Below are 20595 nucleotides of genomic sequence, written 5' to 3'. Positions count from 1 at the left end.
ATTCGAAGGGCCGACATCCTCATGAGACATCCCACGTTGACCTGCACCTGCTGCCCGTCGCCGGCCCGGCGACGCCTGCTCGGCACGTTCGCCGCGCTCGCCGGCACGGCCTTGGCCGGCCGTTCGGCACCGGCTGCCGCAACCGCGAGCACGCCGGCCGCATCGGCCACCGCGCCGCTGCAGCGGCCGCGCGCGATCGACATCCACGCGCACTACTACCCGGAAAGCTTCTGCAATCTGGTCGGCGGCGAAGGCAAGCGCTTCGGCGGGTCGTTCACGTGCGACGACGCGTCGTTCACGTTCCGCACGCCCGCCGGCGGCCTCGGGCCGCTGCCGATGAAGTTCATCGACGTCGATGCGCGGCTCACGGACATGGATGCGTCCGGCGTCGACGTCCAGGCGCTGTCGCTCAGCGTGCCGATGGCGTACTGGGCCGACCGGTCGTTCAATGCGAAGCTCGCGCGCGACTGGAACTCGGCAGCGTCGCGCGTCTACGAGCGTCATCCGACCCGCTTCGTCGTACTCGCGACGCTGCCGATGCTGAACGCGACCGACGCGATCGACGAACTCGAGCGCGCCGCGCAGCTGCCGGGCGTGCGCGGCGTGTACATGGGCACCAACATCGACAATCGCGATCTCGACGACCCGCTGTTCGCACCCGTCTTCGCGCGCATCGCGCAACTGAACCTGCCGGTGTTCCTGCATCCGCAGCAAACGGTCGGCGGCGCACGGCTCGGCGATTTCTACCTGAGCAACCTGCTCGGCAATCCGTTCGACACGGCGATCGCGGCCGCGCACCTGATCCTCGGTGGCGTGCTCGATCGCCATCCGGACCTGCACTTCACGCTGCCGCATGCCGGCGGCGCGTTGCCGATCGTCGCGGGGCGCCTCGACGCGGGCTGGACCGTGCGCCCCGAAACGCGCCGGCTCGCGCAGAAGCCCAGCAGCTATCTGCGGCGCTTCAGCTACGACACGGTGTCCCACTCCGGGCCGGTGCTGGACTTCCTGATCGCGAACGTCGGCATCGACCGGCTCGTGCTCGGCAGCGACTACTGCTTCGACATGGGTTACGAACAGCCGGTCCGTTTTCTCGACCGGCTCGACCTGAGCGCGGCCCAGCGCGCGCTGATACTCGGCGGCAATGCGGGAAAGCTGCTGCGGATCTAGCGCGATCGGGCCGCCATGTCGCGTTCGCGCGACGACGCTTGCACGATCGGCGCAGCCCGCCGGCCGACATGCCATCATCCGGCGAGCCGTCGGCACGCCGCGCAGCCGGACCGCCATGCCGCTTTTCCAACAAGGAACCACGCAGAATGAAGATAGTCATTGCCGGCGGGTCGATCGCCGGTCTCGCGACCGCGCTGACGCTCGATTGCATCGGTCACGACGTGACGGTCTACGAGCGCTCGCCGTCCCCGCTGCGCGGCCAGGGCGGCGGCGTGGCCGTGCTGCGCCGGATGATGGCGTTTCTCGAACAGCATGGCCGTCATTGCCGGCAGATGATCAGCGTGCCGACGCGTCGGCGTCGCTGGATCGAGCGCGACGGCAGCGTCACGCGGGACGAACCCGAAATGCTGCCGTTCTCGTCGTGGGACGCCGTCTACCGGTCGCTGTGCGACACGCTGCCGCGCGGACGCATCCGCTATGGCCGCGCGGTCAGCGGCTTCGAGCAGGATGCCGGCGGGGTCGACGTGCACCTGGGCGACGAACGCATCCGCGCGGACGTGCTGATCGCCGCCGACGGCGCGGGCTCGAGCCTGCGCACGCGCCTGTTTCCCGGCCATGCGCCGTCGTTTGCCGGCTACCTCGCGTGGCGCGGCATCGTCGACGAAGCCGGCTTCGAGCCCGCCGCGATCGCGCCGCTGATCGAGAACATGACGCTTCACAAGGCGCCGGGCGAACTGTTCATGGCGTTCCTGATTCCGGCGCTCGACGGCTCGCTCGTGCCGGGCACGCGCCGCTTCAACTGGCTGTGGTATCGCAACGAAGCCGATCGCGCCGCGCTGCGCCGCCACCTGACCGACCGGAACGGCAACGTCCATCATGCGTCCGTGCACCCCGGCATGCTTGCCGACGAGACCGTTGCGTCGCTGCGGCAACTGGCGCAAGAGCGCTTGCCGGCATCGCTGTCGCAGCTGGTGCTCGCGACACGCGCGCCATTCAACCAGGCGATCTTCGACGTGCTGAGCCCCGCCTTCGCCGACGGTCGCGTCGCACTGGTCGGCGATGCGGCCTGCACCGTGCGCCCGCACACGGCATCCGGCACATCGAAGGCGGCGGGCGATGCCGTGTCGCTCGCGCAAGCGCTGCCGGCCGACGCGTCCGATGTCGTCGAGCGGCTCGCGCAATGGTCGGCGCGGCGGCGCGAGGAAGTGACCGCGTTGCTCGAGAAAGGGCCGCAACTCGCCGCATCGTTCGGCCTCGGCTCGCCGCGCTGAGGTCATTGCATGATGTTCCGTGTTCCCTTTCTGCTTCGTTATCCTGACGTTGTGGCATCGGCGGCCGCGTTCTTCGACGGAACCCGCCCGGTTGATGCCGCACGGCGCGGCCATTGCTGCGCCGGCCTGTTTTGCCACGCGCATCATTCGACCCGCGCACGGCTGCAAGAAAGTGGTCGCCGCCGGCAGGGACGAAGGTGGGCGACTTCACGTTCGTGCTGCTCGCGCCGGCGCTGGCGCCGCTCGCGCGCAAGTCACGGCCGGCGTGTGCGCGTGCGCCGCCCGTCACCGTTCAGAACGATTCAGCGCGGCTTCAGGAATTGCCGCCGACGCCAGCGTAGACTGCCTCCATCAATCGCCGCGCGGCCTCTGGCCCGCGCGCCCCACCCCAGGAGTGACGACATGATTGCCGCCGCGAATCGCTGCGGCCGGACAGGCCTCGCATGGCCGGATCGATCGGCGATGCCGCATCGCCATCCGGCGGCCCCGGCTGCGACATCCACCGCCGGCACGCGCTGTCCAGGCCGCGCACACCGGCCCGCGCGCTACGCCACACCGGTGCGCGCCGCAGCGGGCAACCGGCCTGGCCGGCGTCCGTTCCCGTGCCACGCCGATTGCATGACGCCGGATGAACCGGTTCGCGCGGAGTACGCATGAAGCACAAACGACTCTGGTTCGGCGCGGCGGTTGTCGCGGTCGTCGGTCTCGCGGTCGCCATCGGCATCATGGTCCGGCCGTCGATCGCGCCGGTCGATCCGCCCGCGCGCACGTCTTTCGATCCGCAGCTCGTTCGTGCCGGCGCACGCGTCGTCGCGCTCGGCGACTGCGTCGTGTGCCACACCGCGAAGGACGGCAAGCCGTTCGCCGGCGGCCTGCCGCTCGCGACGCCGTTCGGCACGATCTACGCGACCAACATCACGCCGGATGCCGACACGGGCATCGGCCGCTGGTCGCAGGCCGCGTTCGCGCGGGCGCTGCGCAGCGGCATCGCCCGCGACGGCCATCCGCTCTACCCGGCGTTTCCGTACATCCATTTCACGCGGATGTCCGACCAGGACATCGAGGCCGCATACGCGTACCTGATGACGCGCGAACCGGTGCAGACGAAGACGCCGGCGAACGACCTGATCTTCCCGCTCAACTTCCGGCCGCTGGTCGCGTTCTGGAACGTGCTGTTCCTGCGCGAGGGCGCGTACCAGCCCGATCCGTCGCAATCCGCGCAATGGAATCGCGGCAAGATGCTCGTCGACGGCCTCGGGCACTGCGCGTCCTGCCATTCGCCGCTGAACGCGATCGGCGGCGAACAGGCCGGCAAGGCGTTCGACGGCGGCATCGTCGACGGCTGGGACGCGCCGCCGCTCAACACGCTCGGCAACGCGGCCCGGCCGTGGACGCAAGCGCAACTGGTCACGTACTTGCGCACCGGCCGCGCGAGCGAGCACGGCGCGGCTGCCGGACCGATGCTGCCGGTCACGCGCGATCTCGCGACGGTGCCGGCGGAAGACGTCGAGGCGATCGCCGCGTACATCCTGTCCATCCAGAAGCCTGCCGCCGCGCGTCCCGCAACGACGGCCGCCACGGAACACGGCCCGACGACGCCGGCCGCGCAGCGCGGCGCCGTACTGTTCCAGGCGTCGTGCGCGCAGTGTCACGGGCCGGTCTCGCCGATGCAGTCGATCGGGGAGCGGCCGACGCTCGCGTTCAGCACGGCCATCCATGCCGACACGCCGCGCAACGCGATCCAGATGATGTTCAACGGCATCGGCTGGCATGGCGAGGACACGCTGAACTACATGCCGTCCTACCTCGACCAGTACGACGACGCGCAGATCGCGGATCTCGCCGCCTACCTGCGCGAGACGTATTCCGATCGCCCCGCATGGAGCGGCATCGACACCCTAGCCGCGAAGCTCAGAAAGGAGGACCGCGCACCATGATCGCCCTCACCGTGAACGGCGTGCGGCACACGCTCGACATCGATCCGTCGACGCCGCTGCTGTACGCGCTGCGCAACGACCTGCACCTGCACGGCGCGAAATTCGGCTGCGGCCTCGGGCAATGCGGCGCATGTACCGTGATCGTCGACGACAAGCCGATGTTCTCGTGCCTGATTCCGGTCGCCGCGCTCGGCGAGCGCCGCGTCAGAACCGTCGAAAGCCTCGGCACGGCCGACCATCCGGGCAAGCTTCAACAGGCGTTCATCGACCACCAGGCGGCGCAGTGCGGCTACTGCATCGCGGGCATGATCATGCGCGCGCAGGCGCTGCTCGAACGCAACCCGAAACCGACCGAACGCGAGCTGCGCACCCACATGGAACCGAACCTGTGCCGTTGCGGCACCCACATGCGGATCCTGGCCGCCGTGCGCCAGGTCGCGGGCCTGCCGGAGCCGGAACCGTCCGCCGCGCCGGTCATGATCAGCAAGGGAATCTGATGAACGCACCCGACGACATCGACGAAGGCCGCCGGCACTTCATGGTCTCCGGCGCGCTCTTCGTCGCGTTCAGCCTCGCGCCGGCCGCGCGCGCGGCCGCCGAAGTCGTGATCGCGGACGAAGGCGCCGCCGTCCACGTCGCCAAGGCCACCGAAACGCTGGCCGGCAGCCTCAAGACCAACCCGCTGCTCGACGCGTGGATCAAGATCGCGCCCGACGGCAAGGTCACCGTGTTTACCGGCAAGGTCGAGCTCGGCACCGGCGTGCGCACCGCGTTGCTGCAGGTAGCCGCCGAGGAACTGAACATGAAGCCCTCGCTGATCACGTTCCTGACCGCCGACACCGGCGCGTCGCCGGACGAGGGTCTGACGGCCGGCAGCCACACGATGGCGGACAGCGGCTCCGCGCTGCTGAACGCCGCCGCGCAGGTGCGCGGGCTGCTGGTCGACGGCGCGGCGAAGCAGTTCGGCGTCGATCCGCGCACGCTCACCGTCGCCGATGCCGTCATCAAGGCGCCGGACGGCCGCACGATGCGCTACGGCGACGCGGTGCGCATCGTCGACCTGCACCGCAACGCGACGCCGACCTCGCCGCTGAAGCCCCCGGCCACGTTCACCGTGATCGGCACGTCGCTGCCGCGCGTCGACATCCCGAACAAGGTCACGGGCGGCGTCAGCTACGTGCAGGACATGGAACTGCCGGGCATGCTGCACGCGCGCGTCGTGATGCCGCCGGTATACGACGCGGCACTGCAGTCGTTCGACGAAGCCGCGATCCTGAAGATGCCAGGCGTCGTGCGGATCGTGCGCAACGGCAGCATGCTCGCGGTCGTCGCGCACGGCGAATGGCAGGCGGTCGTCGCGCAGCGCGCGCTGGCCGCAAGCTGCCGCTGGTCCGGCGGCCGCGCGCTGCCCGATCGCGCGACGGTCCACGCGGAGCTCAAGCGGATCGCGACCCAGCGCATCGAAATCGCCAACACGCATGCGCCCACCGCGCCTGCGACGAAGACGCTGTCCGCCACGTTCCTGAAGAACTACCTGCTGCACGGCTCGATCGGGCCGTCGTGTTCGGTCGCGCATCTCGAGAACGGCACGCTGACGGTGTGGACCCACTCGCAGGGCGTGTACCCGCTGCGCGACGCCCTTGCCGAGATGCTGTCGCTGCCGAAGGCGAGCGTGCGCTGCATTCACACCGAGGGTTCCGGCTGCTACGGGCACAACGGCGCGGACGATGCGGCTGCGCATGCGGCGCTGATCGCGGCGGCGATGCCCGGCAAGCCGATCCGCGTGCAGTGGATGCGCGAGCAGGAACATACGTGGGACCACTTCACGCCGGCGATGGTCACCGAGCTCAGCGCGTCGCTCGACGCGGGCGGTCGCATCGTCGACTGGAACTATGCGCTATGGAGCAGTTCGCACAACGAGCGCATCGTCAACGCCGGCCGGCTGCTGCCCGCGCGGATGCTCGAGCCGCCGTTCGTGTCCGCGCCGTCGACGCCGATGCTGCAGCCCGAGGGCGGCGGCGATCGCAACGCGATCCCGCTCTACGCGCTGCCCAACATGCACATCGTCAACAACTTCTCGCCGACGATGCCGCTGCAGACTTCCGCGATGCGCTCGCTCGGCGCGCACACCAACGTGTGGGCCATCGAGAGCTTCATGGACGAGCTCGCGCACGCGGCCGGCGTCGATCCGGTCGAATTCCGCCTGCGCCACATGCAGGACCCGCGCGCGCGGCAGGTGATCCAGCTCGCCGCGGCCCGGTTCGGCTGGCCGCGGCCGCCGCGCGCGCGCAATCGCGGCGTCGGCTTCGCGTTCGGCAAGTACAAGAACCTGATGGCCTACGTCGCGATCGCGGTCGAGATCACGGTCGAGCCGGAGACGGGCCACGTGACGCTCGATCGCGCGGAAGTCGCGGTCGACGCCGGCCAGGTCGTGTCGCCGGACGGCATCCGCAACCAGATCGAGGGCGGCATCGTGCAGGCCGCCAGCTGGACACTGTACGAGGCGCTGAAATACGATACGCAGCGCATTCGCAGTTTCGACTGGAGCAGCTATCCGATCCTGCGGTTCGGCTCGGCCCCGCAAAGCATCAAGGTGCATCTGATCAATCGCCCCGGTGCGCCGTTCCTCGGCGCGGCCGAGGCGTCGATGGGGCCGACCGCGGGCGCGCTGGCCAACGCGATCTTCGACGCGACCGGCCAGCGCATGCGCGAAATGCCGTTCGCCGGCGATTCGCTCAGGAAACGGATCGACGCATAGCCGCACCTCACAACCGACCGCGCCGGCACGGACCGGCGCCGGCAACCCGACAGGCTGGAGATTTCTGAACGATGGATACCTTGCTTTCGATGCGCGTGTTCACGCGCATCGTCGAGACGGGCAGCTTCACGCGCGCGTCGGACACCACCGGGCTCACGACGCCGCGCGTGTCCGCGCTGCTGAGCACGCTCGAACAGCATCTCGGCTGCCGGCTGCTGAACCGCACGACGCGACGCATCTCGCTGACCGAGGACGGGCAGGCCTATTACGAACGCTGCGTCGGCGTGCTGCGCGAGATCGACGACATGGAAGCGGCCGTCTCGCAGGCGCGCAACGTGCCGCGCGGCCGCCTGAAGGTGAACCTGCCGCCGGCGATGGCGAAACAGATCATGGTGCCCGCGCTGCCCGAATTCCTCGCCGCCCATCCGGGCATCTCGGTCGAACTCGGCGTGACGGACCGGCAGATCGACCTCGTCGGCGAAGGGGTCGATTGCGTCGTGCGCATCGGCGCGCTCGACGACTCGGGGCTGGTCGCGAAACGGATCGGCAGCCTCACCACCTGCACCTGCGCGGCCCCCGCGTATCTCGAGCGCTGCGGCGCACCCGATACGGTGGACGACCTCGCGCAGCACATCGCGGTCAGCCACATGTCGGCCGATACGGGCCGGCCGCGGCCGTGGGACTACGTCGTCGACGGCGAGACGCGCATCATCCAGATGTGCGGCACGGTCGCGGTCAACGACGCCGACACCTACATCGCATGCGGCGTCGCGGGAATCGGCCTGATCAAGACCTCGCTGTACCTGGTCGAGCCGTACCTGAAATCGGGACGCCTGCGCGAGGTGCTGACCGATTTCAACACGCCGCCGCGGCCGATCTCGATCCTGTATCCGCCCAACCGCCACACGCCCGTCAAGCTCAAGGTCTTCGTCGACTGGCTCGCCGGCCTGTTCGCGCAGATCCCGACGCTGCAGGGCCAGCGCGGCTGAAGGCCGCCCGCATCGCGCAGCGCATGAATCAAGTGATTTAAGGCTGCGTTTTAGGACAATTCAGCCCGCGCGATCCAGACTGGTTTCATGGGCTTCGCGATCCGCGATATCCGCGCCGGAGGCCCGCGACGAGAGGCCATCATGAAGATCGCGATCGCCGGCGGCTCCATCGCGGGCCTGGCTGCCGCCGTCACGCTGAATTGCATCGGCCGCGAGGCCGCCGTCCACGAACGTCGCGACCGGCCGTCGCCCGCTCAGGGCGGCGGGGTCGCGGTACTGCGCCGCCTGGCCACCTTTCCCGACACGCACGGCGAACCGTTGCGCGGCCATCTGGCCGCCCCCGGGCGTCCGCCTGCGCGCTCGCGTCGGCCAGGCTCGCCGCCACCGGCGTCCACCTGCGCGCCCGCCGCGGCCGGGCTCGCCGTCACCGGCATGCGGTTCGCGGCCGATCCCTGCCGCGGCGGACGCGCATGACGCCGCCCGCGATCCGCCCCCTTTGCGCGCCGCGCAATGCTCGATTGCGCGGCGGCCGTATTCCCTTGTTATCGATCGATCAATAATCTTGACGGCAATGCGGCGGCTTCCGTTTCGCCGCGACCCACACCGCATCATCCGCCCGACGACCGGGCACCCGACATCTCTTTCGAAGGAGTCGACCATGTCAGCAGAATCCACCCCGCTCGCGCCCCAGGGGCACGCGGCCAAGCTCACGCAGGGCCTCATCCTGCTGTTCGCGTTCAGTTGCGGCGCGATCGTCGCGAACCTGTACTACGCGCAGCCGATCACCGAACTCATCGCACCCAGCCTGCACATGTCGGGCGAAACCGCGAGCCTCATCGTGTCGCTGACGCAGATCGGCTACGCGCTCGGCCTGTTCTTCATCGTGCCGCTCGGCGACCTGCTCGAGAACCGCAAGCTGATGATCACGACCGCCGTCGTGTCGATCGCGAGCCTCGCGGCGGCGGCGATGGTGCATACGCCCGGGCCGTTCCTCGCGATCTCGCTGCTGATCGGCTTCAGCTCGGTCGCCGTGCAGATCCTGGTGCCGCTCGCCGCGCACCTCGCGCCCGATCATTCGCGCGGCCGCGTGGTCGGCACGATCATGAGCGGGCTGCTGCTCGGCATCCTGCTCGCGCGCCCGCTGTCGAGCGTGGTGGCCGACGCGTTCGGCTGGCGCTTCGTGTTCGCGGCCGCCGCCGTGCTGATGACGCTCGTGACGGCCGTGCTCGCGCTGACGATCCCGTCGCGCCAGCCCGATCACCGCGCGACCTATTTCGAACTGATCGGCTCGCTGCTGCATCTGGTCCGCACGATGCCGGTGCTGCGCCATCGCGCGTTCTACCAGGGCCTGATGTTCGCGTCGTTCAGCCTGTTCTGGACCGCCGTGCCGGTCGAGCTCACGCGTCACTACGGCCTGTCGCAATCGGCCATCGGCCTGTTCGCGCTGGTCGGTGCGATCGGCGCGACGTCGGCGCCCGTCGCCGGCCGCCTCGCGGATGCCGGGCACACGGTGCGGGCGACGCTGATCGCGCTGGTCGCGGGTGCGCTGTCGTACGCAGTCGCGCTGGTCCACGGCGCCGGGCTGTACGGCCTCGTCGTCACCGGCATCGTGCTCGACTTCGCGGTGCAGATGAACATGGTGCTCGGCCAGCGCGAGATCTACGCGCTGCATGCGGCGAGCCGCAACCGCCTGAACGCGCTGTACATGACCAGCATCTTCGTCGGCGGGGCCGTCGGCTCCGCGCTCGCGAGCCCGCTGTACGAGCATGGCGGCTGGCCGCTCGTCGCGGCCGTCGCCGGCGCGTTCCCGATCGTCGCGCTCGCCCACTACCTCGTGATCGGGCGGCCGCACGCGCAACGCCACGCCCAGGCTTGAACCGGCGCCGGCACCGGTTCACGCGCGAATCCCGAGCGGGCGCTTCGCGCACCGGAATGCTGCCGGCACGTCATCTCCGATTTTCCGCAGCGCCAGCCGCCGCACCGGCCGCAACCGGACGACATGCGGCGGCGCCCTGCTCCACTGAAGAGGAATCCTTCATGTCTTCCCTGCTCAGCCACTACGATCTGCGCGGCCTGCCGCTTCCCAACCGTATCGTGATGGGGCCGATGACGCGTTCTCGCGCGCCTTCGCGCGGCCAGCCGACCGCGCTCATGGCCGAGTACTACGCCCAGCGCGCATCCGCCGGCCTGATCGTCACCGAAGCGACCAACGTCAGCCCGGCCTCCGCGGCGTTCGAACTGACGCCCGGGCTCGTCACCGACGAGCAGGCGGCCGGCTGGAAACAGGTCACCGACGCAGTTCATGCGAACGGCGGGCGCATCTTCGCGCAGCTCTGGCACGGCGGCCGGGTCAGCTCGCTGACGCTGCTCGGCGGCGAAGCGCCGCTGTCGCCGTCCGGCGTCAACGACGATCTCGAACAGCTGCAGGTGTGGGCGCAGTTGCAGAACGGCTACTACACGAAGATTCATGCGACGCCGTCGCGCGCGATGACGACCGACGAGGTCGCCGCGACGGTCGAGGAATTCCGCCAGGCGGCGCTGCGCGCGAAGGCGGCCGGCTTCGACGGCGTCGAGATTCACGCGGCCAACGGCTACCTGCCGCACCAGTTCCTGTCGTCGACGCTGAACCGCCGCGACGACCGCTACGGCGGCTCGCTCCCGAACCGCGCGCGCTTCCTCGAGGAAATCGTCGACGCGGTGGGCGGCGTGCTGCCGCTCGACCGGGTGGGCGTGCGCATCTCGCCGTACGCGAAGTACAACAACGTGCGCGACGCGGATCCGGATGCGACGTATGCGTACGTCGGCCGCATGCTCGACGAAGCCGGAGTCGCGTATCTGCACGCGGCGGACACCAACGGCTGGAGCGGCGAGCCGGACCTGCCGCGGATCGTCGCCAACACGCGCAACGCGTATCGCGGCACGCTGATCGTCAACGGCGGCATCGCGCCGGAGGCCGCGAATGCGCTGATCGATGCGGGTGATGCCGATCTCGTCGCGTTCGCGCGCGCCTACATCGCGAACCCCGACCTCGTCGAGCGCATCACGGCGAAGGCGCCGCTCGCCGCGCCGAAGCCGGTCGGCTGGTATGGCGGCGACCGCGCGGGATACGTCGACTATGCGCGTCATGACGCGGCGGGCGCGAACGTTTGAACGTTTGAACGTTTGAACGTTTGGGCGTTTGGGCGTTTGGGCGTTTGGGCGCTTGGACGCTTGGACGCTTGGGCGCTTGGACGCTTGGACGTCTGAGCGCCTGAGCACCTGAACGCCCATGCACCGCAACAGCGGCCAAGCTGCCGCCGCGGCAAGCTCGCGCCGCCGGCTCCGGAACGAAGCCGTCAAACGTCCTTCCAGCGCGCGCCCAGCACGCGCCCGCAGAAATTCGGCCGCTGAAAATCCGGGTCGGCACGCTCGAGCACATCGGCACTCCACGTGCCGAACGTCGACGCCGGCCGGTGCGCGACGCCACGTGCGACCGCATCGAGGAACGCGTCGCCGAACCCTTCTTCGCGCGGATACGCGGCGAGCAGCGCCCGACGCTCGTCCACCGAATACGCGTCGAAGCCGCTCGCCATCAGGTCCGCCGCCACAGCCTCGGCCAGCGCGCACGCCAGCGGCGAGACGCGCGCGGCCACACCGGGTGTCGTATGCAGCGCGATCGCGCGCCACACGTCGTCGCGCTGGCGCTGCGACGTGTGATGCCGCAGCAGGAACGCGTGCGCGGCATCGGCGCTGTCGACCTCGTAGCGCGCGCTCGAGCGGCAATAGGCGGGGCTCAGTCCCATGTTCGCGTACATCGCGGCCACGTACAGCGCATCGGCATCGAGCGTCTCGCCGGCACGGCGCGCGGCAAGCGACGCCAGGACGAACACCCGGCATGCGTGACCGGTCAGCACCGGCGGCAACGATGCACACGCCGCTTCGGCCGCTTCGATCGCCATCGGCGTCCGCGGAATGCGAACGCCGGCGACTTCGTCATCGGCGGGTGCGCACGTCGGCGCTCCACTCATCTCGTCTCCTTCTGCCCCGCGCCGGGGCGGAAAATTGTCTGTTCATCGGGCCGCACGCGCCGGCCCGCCGACCTGCCGCCTACGAGGCGACGCCGGGATAACCGAATGCTTCGCACTGCTCGACGACTTCCCGCGCAGCCACCTGCAGGCGCCGCGCGAAACGCACCGCGGGGCCGCGCACGGCACCGGCGTCCGCGCGGGCGGCATCCGCGCTGCCGCCGCCCGCCGCGCGCAGCGACGCCGCCGCGGGACGACGCCGGCCGAAACCGCCGAATTCGACCACCGGCGACCACGCGGGGCTGACCGGCAACGGCGGCGGCGCCAGCGGCGCGAACTCGTCGGCCGCATGCACGACCTTGCCGCCGACGACGGTCAGCACCGAGTAGAGCGTCTTGATCTGCGCCTCGTCGATCGTGAAGTAGTCGTCCGTCAGCACGGCGAAATCCGCGTACTGGCCGGGCACCAGCGCGCCCTTGCGATCGTCTTCGTTCGAAAACCACGCGCTGCCGACCGTATAGCGGCGCAGCGCTTCCATCCGGCCGAGCCGGTTCCATTCGGGATAAAGCGCCGTGCCGCCGACGGTGCGCCCGGACACCATCCAGTACAGCGACAGGAACGGGTTGTAGCTCGCGATGCGCGTCGCATCGGTACCCGCGCCGACCGGCAGCCCGGCCGCCAGCATCGCGCGGATCGGCGGCGTGCGCGCGGCCGCTTCCGCGCCGTAGCGCGCGATGAAGTACTCGCCCTGGAACGCCATCCGGTGCTGGACCGTCACGCCGCCGCCGAGCGCGGCGATGCGCGCGATGTTCGCATCCGAGATCGTCTCGCAATGATCGAAGAACCAGCGCAGCCCGTCGAACGGCAGCTCGCGGTTCACGGCTTCCAGCACGTTCAGGAAGCGGCCGATCGATTCGTCGTAGGTCGCGTGCAGCCGGAACGGCCAGCGGTGCCGCACCAGCAGCCGGACCACGGCGGCCAGTTCCGCCTCGAGCGCGTCGGGCAGGTCGGGGCGTGGTTCGAGAAAATTGCCGAAATCGGCCGCGGAATACACCAGCAGTTCGCCGGCGCCGTTCATCCGCAGGAACGCGTCGCCGTCGCCGGGCTTGGCCAGCGTCACCCACCGCGCGTAGTCGTCGAGCTCGCGCCCCGCCTGTTGCACGAACAGGCTGTACGCGATGCGCACCGTCAGTTCGCCGCGCTTCGCGAGCGCCATGACCGCCGCGTAGTCGTCCGGATAGGCCTGGAAATCGCCACCCGCGTCGATCGTGCTCGTCACGCCGAAACGGTTCAGTTCGCGCATGAAATGCCGCGTCGAATTGATCTGGTCGTCGTGGCCGAGCTTCGGCGCGCGCTCGAGCACCGCATGCAGGATGCCCATGTCGGGGCGCGCGATCAGCATGCCGGTCGGCCGGCCGAGGCGATCGCGCTGGATCTCGCCGCCGGGCGGATCGGACGTGTCGCGGCCGTAGCCGATCGCGCGCAGCGCGGCCGCGTTCAGCAGCGCGCTGTCGCCCAGGTGCAGGATGAAGACCGGCGTGTCGGGCGCGATCGCGTTGAGCTCGGCCACCGTCGGCCCGCGCTTTTCCGCGAACTGGAATTCGGTCCAGCCGCCGACCACGCGCACCCAGTGCGGCGCGGGCGTGCGCAGCACCTGGCGGCGCAGCATGCCGAGCGCGTCGGCCAGCGTCGGCACGCCGTCCCAGCGCAGCTCCAGATTGAAGTTCAGGCCGCCGCGGATCATGTGCAGGTGCGAATCGTTCAGCCCCGGGATCACGGTGCGGCCGTTCAGGTCGATGCGCGGCGTGCCGTCGCGCGCATGGCGCAGCACGTCGCGGCCGCTGCCGCTCGCGAGGATCCGGCCGTCCTTCACCGCGAGCGCGGTCACGAACGACTGCCGCGCATCCTGCGTCGCGATCTTGCCGTTGTAGACGATGAGGTCCGCCGCTTCGGCGAATGCCGTCGTGTCGAGCACCGTCAGCCCCCCCTGCTCGCGCCGAACGCCGGCATGCGGCCGCACGCGGCATGCACCCGGTTTGACGATACACCGACCATCCCTTCCCCCTTGAACATTGCACGATCAGGCCGCCGCGCCGCGGCGCGCGGACGCGACGGCGCCCGGCGCGGGCCCGGCACGCCGTTACGCCGCCGACTGCATCGCATCCGCCGCCTCGCGTCGCCTGCGCGTCAGGCCCGTCGGCGCAGCCGTCTCCGGGCGAACGAAGTTCTGCAGGCGCGCCAGGCGGCGCACGTCGAACGCCCGCGATTGCGGGTCGACATGCCCCGACAGGTCGGCCACCAGCGACGACGCCTGCGCGGTGCGCCCGCGCTCGATCAGGTGATCGGCCAGGTCCAGCGTCGCGCGCAGCGCCCACATCGCGGCACCCTGGCCGTTCGCCGCATGAATCGCCATCAGCAGGTGACGGTGCCCGTCGGCTTCGCACGCGATCGCGAGATCCGGGTCGGCGGTGCGGGCCTGTTCGAGCGTCGCCAGCCCCCTCGCGCGCAGCAGTTCCGGCACGAACAGATGCTCGCCGTGCGCGCGGCAGCGCGCGAGCGTCGCGTCGAGCTTCGTGCACGCGTCGGCCGCGCGGCCCGTGCGCGTCAACCCTTCCGCGTAGGCGACGACCAGCGGCGCGAGCAGGCGCCGGAAGCCGCTCGCTTCGATGCGCCGTAGCGCGGGCTCGAGCCGCGCGAGCCCGGCGCCGGGATGGCCGGCCTGCATGTCGAACTGCCCGGCGAGACATTCGGCATGGCTGCGCCAGATGTCGAAGCCGTGCGCATCGGCGGTCGAGCGCAGCGTCTCCAGATAATCGGAAATCGCGTCATGATCGCCGTAGGACAACGCCATCGGCACGGCCGCGGCGCCGAGCACGACGCACAATGCCGGCGCCGAGCCGCTGCGGCGCGCGCATTCGACCGCCTGCGCGGCCAGCCGCATCGCATATTCCGCATCGCCCTGCAGCCAGACGAGCCGCGTCAGCATCGTCCGGCCGAGCGTCGCGACGTCGATGCCCAGCGCCGCCTGAGCACAGGGCGGCTCGCCGGCGACGGCCAGCTCGGCCGTCGCCGCCTCCAGCCGCTCGCGCGCCTGCGCATGCTCGCCGAAGTAATGCAGTGAGGTCGCGACCATCGCGTCCGCCAGCAGCCGCTGCGGCCGGTCGCCGCGCCGCTCCGCGGCCCGCTCGAAGCGCGTCGCGTAGCGCAGCGATTCATGAATGTCGGAGCGCGTCAGCATCGTGTTCCACAGCCCGACCAGCGCGCGCGCGTCGAACGCCTCGTCGCCGATCCGGCCGGCGAGACCGAGCGTCCTGTCCCACGTCGCGGCGGCCGTGTGCGTATCGCCGTCGGTATGCAGCAGCGCTGCCGCGTAGGCCGCGCGCAGGCGCATCTCGCGTGCCGCGTCGACGGCGCCGTGGGCGCCGGCATCGAGCGTGTCGAGCGCGCGCCTCGCCGGGATCGAACTTTCGCGCATGCGCGCCGGTTCGAGCAACGCATGCGCCAGCGCGTCGATTTCCGCGGCCGGCGGCCCGGCCACCGCGAGTTCGCGCAGCGGCGCGATGCCCGCGCCGGCACCCAGGCTGGCCGCATGCGCGGCCTGGGCCTGGGCCGCCATCGCGGCATCCGCCTGCTCGCGTTCGTAGCGCGCATGACGTGCGGCGACCGTGTCGAACTCGCCTTCGTTGTGCAGTTTTTCGAGCGCGTACGCGCGGGTCGATTCGGTCAGCCGGTAGCGCGCCTGCGCGCCGTTGAACTCGACGGTCACCAGCGACTTCGCGACCAGCTCGCCGAGCAGCGCGATCATTTCGGCGGACGGCATGCCCGGGTCCATCGCGACATCACGCGCGGCATCGAACGTAAACGGGCCGACGAAGCAGGCCATCCGGCGAAACAGCGACCGCGCGGCCGCATCCAGCAGCACGTAGCTCCAGTCGAACGTGGCGCGCAGCGTCTGGTGGCGCGGCAACGCCGAGCGCAGCCCGCCCGTCAGCAGGTTCAGCCGGTCGTCGAGACGCGCCGCGACGACCTCGAGCCCGAGCGTCGCGACCCGCGCGGCGGCCAGCTCGATCGCGAGCGGCAGCCCGTCGAGGCGCCGGCAGATGTCGCCGATCAGCCGCATGCCGGCCGCATCGACCGCGCAATCGGGCGTGGCCGCGCGAATCCGCGCGAGGAACAGCTCGACGGCCGAATGGCGCGCGATCTCGTCGACGCCCGCATCGGCGTCCGGCACCGCCAGCGGACTCACGCGAAACACGGCCTCGACCGAGATATGCAGCGGCTCGCGGCTCGTCACGAGCACGCGCAGCGGCGCGGCGTGCGACGTCAGCGTTTCGACGAGGTCGGCCGCCAGGTCGACGACGTGCTCCGCGTTGTCGAGCACGAGCAGGCCGCGCGACGCGGCGAAGGCCTCGCCGATCCGTTCGACGGCCGGCACGCCATCCGCGTCGAGCCCGAGTTCCGCGCCGATCGCGCGCAGCACGTCGTCGCGCGTCGCCGCGCGCGCCAGTTCCACGAACAGCACGCGCTCGCCGGCGCGGCCGCGCAGTTCATGCGCGACGCGCTCGGCCAGGCTCGTCTTGCCGATGCCGCCCGCGCCGACCAGCGTGACGACCGATGCCCGCTCGAGCATGTCGACGATCTGCCCGATCTCGGTCTGACGCCCGACGAGCGGCGCCGGATGGGGTGCCGCGGCCGGCTCGGGCCCAACCTCGGGCCCAACCTCGGGCGCAACCTCGGATGCGCGCGGTGCCACCGCGTGCGCGACCGGCGGATGCGCGATCAGCAGGTAGCCGCGGCCCGGCACCGTCTTGATCAGGTCGCGGTTCGGGCCCAGCGCCTTGCGCAACGTCGCGACGTGCACCTGCAGCCGGTTCTCCTCGACGATCAGGCCCGGCCACACCGCGTCCATGATGTCGTCCTTCGATACGAGGGAGCCGTTCGCGCGATGCAGTACTTCCAGTATGTCGAGCGCACGCGCGCCAATACGCAACGACGCACCGTGGTCGCGTATGTCGCGCTGCTCGAAATCCACCGACAAATTCCCGATCTGGATCATGGCCGCCTCCAGGTTCCCCACGATGACCGCCATGTGAACACGCGGTTCACCGGGGCGGGAGTCCGCGCCCGGCTGCACGGCAGGCGGGCGCAAAGTCTCAAAAAGTGGCCCGAGTCTAAACGCCATATCGATAAAAATCTTGAACGAAAATGCACTGGCGCCCGCCGCCTCGGCCCGCGGCGGATACGCGGGCCGCGCGGATATAAATGGGGCGATATCGTTCGACCTGTCGCTTCCGCCAGCAGGTCGAGCGTCGGCGCCGGCGCCCGGCCGGACGGCGATTTTTTCGTCAGCAAGCGGACATTTATTCAAGTTATGCTGAGCCGGATGTGTGTGCCGTATAAACTTGCACGTAAAACTGCTCGTATGCCGTACCCCATTGAAGGACGTTCCGTCATGTCAGATCCTTTCGCCGCAGTGCCCGCGGCGGTGCCGAAAGATACGCTCGGATGCGTGTCGAGCCTGTTGTCCAAGGATATCGACCGGTCGGTCGGCGGCCTGACGCTCCACCGCAAATGCATGCGCGACGAACACTTCGAGCGCATCGAGATGGCCGCCAGCGATCGCGGCTTCCTGATCGGCGTGTCGCTGAACGACGGCCACCGGCGCACGATCTACGGCGGCGCCGGCAAATCCGAGCGGCGGTTCCAGCACGACTCGATCTACATTCGCGACTTTTCCCGGAATTTCCGCGCCGACCTGTACGGCAAGTTCGATTTCGTGCTGATCGAGCTGTCGCACAGCTATCTCGACCGCCTCGGCCGCGAACACGACGGCACGGCGATCGGCGGCCTGACCTGCGCGCCCGACGTGCAGGACCCGGTGCTCGGCCATCTCGCACACGCGGTCGCCGACAGCCTCGACGTGCCGGGCGCGCTGAACACGCTGTTCGTCGAGCAGATGGGGGTCGCGATCGGCGCGCATCTCGCCAGCCGCTACGGAAATGCGCAGGCGCGCGACCTGCAGCGCAAGGGCCTGCTGTCGCCGGCCAAGACGGCGCTCGCCAAGGAACTGCTGATGGAAAAGGCGAACCTCGGCGTATCGATCGAGGAAGTCGCGAGCGAATGCGATCTGTCGCGCGGCTATTTCATCCGCGCGTTCTCGCGCACGACGGGGCGCACGCCGCATCAGTGGCTGCTCGAGCAGCGCGTGATCCGGGCCCGCCAGCTGATCGAGACGACCGACATGACGCTCGCGGAAATCGCGGCCGTCTGCGGTTTCGCCGACCAGAGCCACCTGAACCGCATCTTCGCGCGCATCGTCGGCCATCCGCCCGGCGCATGGCGGCGCGGCATGACGCGCTGACACCGTCGCGCACGTCATCCGGTCAGCGCAGCGGCGTCGCGTCGTAGTTGACCGGCACCCAGTCGTACCGCTCCCCGTCCCTGCGCAAGTGCCCGAGCCCGGGAAACGCGATGTGCGCGGCGCCGACCAGATAGCGCCGGCCGGCCACGCGCCGGAGCACGTCGCGCCGCGTGCGGCGCGCCGCATCGGCATCGCTGTCGTACTGGACGGTCGCATCCGGATCCTGCAACTGGATCGCCGCGACGTGCACGATGTCGCCCCACGCGAGCAACCCGGCGTCGCCGCTCTCGATCAGATAGGCCGTATGGCCCGGCGTATGGCCGGGCATCGGCACCGCGCGGACGCCGGGCGCGAGCGTCGCTTCGCCACGAAACGTCCTGAAACGGCCGGCCGCGACATACGGCGCGACCGACGCGGCCGCCGCATCGAAAAACGACGCCAGGAACGCCGGCGCCTGCGCCTTGTGGTCCGGGTCGAGCCAGTAATTCGCCTCGATCTCGTTCACCCGGACGACCGCGTTCGGAAAGGTCATCCGCCCGTCCGTCACGATGCCGCCGACATGATCCTTGTGCAGGTGCGTGAGCAGCACCTCGTCGATCTGCTCCGGCGCGTAGCCTGCCGCGCGCAGGTTGTCGAGCAGCTTTCCGCAGCAGTCGCCGTACAGCACGCCGGCGCCCGTATCGACCAGAATCCGCCGCGATCCCGTGTCGACCAGGAACGCATTGATCGACCCTTGCACCGGCGGCTCGAGAAAGGCGCGGTCGAGATCGCGCCGGATCTCGTCCTTCGACACATCGCGAAAAACCGTATCGACCGGAAACGGATGCGTGCCGTCGGACAGCGCGACGATCGTCAGGTCGCCGAGCTTCTGCCGGTAGAAGCCCGGCGGCTGAGTGCCGTCGCCCGGCTGGCCGGCGAATGCGGTCGATATGACCGAGGCGGTCGACGCGACCGATGCGACCGATGCGACCGATGCGACCGATGCCGCCGATGCCGCCGATGCCGCCGATGCCGCCGAGGCGACCGACGCGGCCGATGCGGTCGATGCGGTCGATGCGGTCGATGCGGTCGATGCGGTCGATGCGGTCGATGCGGTCGATGCGGTCGATGCGAGCAGGCCGACGTACCACGCGACGAGCAGCACGCCGCCCGCGCGCAGCGCGCGCATGCGCCGCTTCAGTGAGTTCATGTCCGATCCCCCGGTTGCGTGTCGACGTCGCGCGACGCTTGCCGGTCCGACGGTCGGCCGGGCCTGTACGCGCGACATCGAGCCTACCGGCCGCTCGCGCCCTTGTCCTGAGCCGGACATGAAACGTTCTGAAGCCGGGCCGGAACGGCGCCGGCCGTGCTTCAGGGTGGGCACCGCTTCAGGCTACGGCGTCATGCGCGCGCTGCGCGGCCAGCAACGCGCCGCGAAACACGGCGGCCGGTTGCGCGCCGCTGATGACGGTGGATCCGATGCGCGTCGACGGCACCGACGCGATGCCTGCGCGCACCGCGTCGGCCTCGAGCGCGATCACCGCGTCGAGTCCCTCGCCGGACGCGAGGAACGCCCGCACCGCGTCGCCCGGCAAGCCGGCGCCGGCCGCGATCTCCACGAGCATGTCCGCATCGCCGATGTCGCGGCCGTCGCGGAAGTACGCGGCGAACAATGCATCGACGAGCGCGGCCGCACTGCCGCGCTGCTGCGCGAACCAGACGAGCCGGTGCGCGAGCCGGGTGTTCGGCGTACGCGCGATCCGCGCGTGATCGAACACCAGGCCCGCCGCACGGCCGGCCTCGGCCACCTGCGCGTCGAGTGCCTGCGAGCGCGCCCAGCTGCCGAATTTCGCGCTGCGGTATGCCTTGCGATCGATGCCTGCGGCCGGCATCGCCGGGTTCAGTTCGAACGGCACGAACCTGACCTTCACGTCATCGGTCAGTCCCGCTGCGTCGATCGCCTCCGCGAGCCTGCGCTCGGCGATCCAGCACCACGGGCAGATGAGGTCGTAGGTGACCGTGACTTCGACGGAATTCATTGCGCTCTCCTGTTGATTGCAGTTTCAACGATAGCGCTTGCCGGCCGGCGCTAGAATGCGAACGGCGCGCAACGGATCGTTGCGGCATGC

At 70.1% G+C, this 20595-nt stretch carries 15 protein-coding genes; 10 read left to right on the top strand and 5 right to left on the bottom strand.

Going from position 1 to position 20595, the window contains the following annotated elements; translation table 11 throughout:
- Positions 1 to 21 precede the first annotated feature (21 nt).
- The 9 genes from U4Z64_RS19510 to U4Z64_RS19470 all read left to right on the top strand — a co-directional run bounded on the left by U4Z64_RS19510 (position 22) and on the right by U4Z64_RS19470 (position 11272).
- Positions 22 to 1167, top strand: a complete 1146-nt coding sequence (locus U4Z64_RS19510; protein ID WP_321820700.1) for an amidohydrolase family protein — start codon at positions 22 to 24, stop codon at positions 1165 to 1167.
- Between the two features lie 146 nt (positions 1168 to 1313).
- The gene (locus U4Z64_RS19505; RefSeq protein ID WP_124892622.1) at positions 1314 to 2438 is read left to right on the top strand and encodes an FAD-dependent monooxygenase; all 1125 of its coding nucleotides are present in this window, start codon (positions 1314 to 1316) and stop codon (positions 2436 to 2438) included.
- Positions 2439 to 3091: 653 nt separating this feature from the next.
- Positions 3092 to 4375: a c-type cytochrome gene (locus U4Z64_RS19500; RefSeq protein WP_124529621.1), complete on the top strand. Its 1284-nt coding sequence runs from the start codon at positions 3092 to 3094 to the stop codon at positions 4373 to 4375.
- On the top strand, positions 4372 to 4872 hold the full coding sequence (locus tag U4Z64_RS19495; RefSeq protein ID WP_044847105.1) for a (2Fe-2S)-binding protein: 501 nt from the start codon (positions 4372 to 4374) through the stop codon (positions 4870 to 4872). The genes U4Z64_RS19500 and U4Z64_RS19495 overlap by 4 nt, the downstream gene beginning before the upstream one ends.
- Complete coding sequence (locus U4Z64_RS19490; protein WP_321820699.1) at positions 4872 to 7133, top strand: xanthine dehydrogenase family protein molybdopterin-binding subunit; 2262 nt, start codon at positions 4872 to 4874, stop codon at positions 7131 to 7133. Before U4Z64_RS19495 ends, U4Z64_RS19490 begins: the two co-directional genes overlap by 1 nt.
- 71 nt (positions 7134 to 7204) lie before the next feature.
- Positions 7205 to 8122, top strand: coding sequence for a LysR family transcriptional regulator (locus tag U4Z64_RS19485; RefSeq protein WP_044847103.1), 918 nt, complete (start codon positions 7205 to 7207; stop codon positions 8120 to 8122).
- Between the two features lie 141 nt (positions 8123 to 8263).
- On the top strand, positions 8264 to 8596 hold the full coding sequence (locus tag U4Z64_RS19480; RefSeq protein WP_321820698.1) for a hypothetical protein: 333 nt from the start codon (positions 8264 to 8266) through the stop codon (positions 8594 to 8596).
- Positions 8597 to 8780: 184 nt separating this feature from the next.
- Positions 8781 to 9998, top strand: coding sequence for an MFS transporter (locus tag U4Z64_RS19475; RefSeq protein WP_044847102.1), 1218 nt, complete (start codon positions 8781 to 8783; stop codon positions 9996 to 9998).
- A 161-nt stretch (positions 9999 to 10159) separates the two neighbouring features.
- A complete protein-coding gene (locus tag U4Z64_RS19470) occupies positions 10160 to 11272 on the top strand; it encodes an alkene reductase (protein ID WP_321820697.1) in 1113 nt (370 codons plus the stop codon).
- Between the two features lie 185 nt (positions 11273 to 11457).
- Here U4Z64_RS19470 and U4Z64_RS19465 read toward each other — a convergent pair whose 3' ends face one another.
- The 3 genes from U4Z64_RS19465 to U4Z64_RS19455 form a co-directional block, all read right to left on the bottom strand.
- Positions 11458 to 12129 carry a phosphohydrolase gene (locus U4Z64_RS19465; protein ID WP_124646370.1) on the bottom strand — a complete coding sequence of 224 codons (672 nt, stop codon included), beginning with the start codon at positions 12127 to 12129 and terminating at the stop codon, positions 11458 to 11460.
- 79 nt (positions 12130 to 12208) lie between these two features.
- The gene (locus U4Z64_RS19460) at positions 12209 to 14101 is read right to left on the bottom strand and encodes an amidohydrolase (protein ID WP_321820717.1); all 1893 of its coding nucleotides are present in this window, start codon (positions 14099 to 14101) and stop codon (positions 12209 to 12211) included.
- Between the two features lie 165 nt (positions 14102 to 14266).
- Positions 14267 to 17182: an ATP-binding protein gene (locus tag U4Z64_RS19455; RefSeq protein ID WP_321820716.1), complete on the bottom strand. Its 2916-nt coding sequence runs from the start codon at positions 17180 to 17182 to the stop codon at positions 14267 to 14269.
- Between the two features lie 396 nt (positions 17183 to 17578).
- Here U4Z64_RS19455 and U4Z64_RS19450 point away from each other — a divergent pair, with 396 nt between their 5' ends.
- Positions 17579 to 18487 (top strand): helix-turn-helix domain-containing protein, encoded by a 909-nt coding sequence (locus U4Z64_RS19450; RefSeq protein WP_124529631.1) that lies wholly within the window; start codon positions 17579 to 17581, stop codon positions 18485 to 18487.
- 22 nt (positions 18488 to 18509) lie between these two features.
- On the opposite strand, the gene U4Z64_RS19445 is transcribed toward U4Z64_RS19450, so the two are convergent.
- Together U4Z64_RS19445 and U4Z64_RS19440 are read right to left on the bottom strand one after the other, a co-directional pair.
- Entirely contained in the window at positions 18510 to 19676 is a 1167-nt protein-coding gene (locus U4Z64_RS19445; RefSeq protein WP_321820696.1) for an MBL fold metallo-hydrolase, read from the bottom strand.
- Positions 19677 to 19854: 178 nt separating this feature from the next.
- Entirely contained in the window at positions 19855 to 20505 is a 651-nt protein-coding gene (locus U4Z64_RS19440; RefSeq protein ID WP_321820695.1) for a DsbA family oxidoreductase, read from the bottom strand.
- Positions 20506 to 20595 lie beyond the last annotated feature (90 nt).

The organism is Burkholderia sp. BCC1996, from assembly GCF_905339955.1.
Classification (GTDB): domain Bacteria; phylum Pseudomonadota; class Gammaproteobacteria; order Burkholderiales; family Burkholderiaceae; genus Burkholderia.
This window is presented reverse-complemented; position numbering and strand designations above follow the sequence as displayed.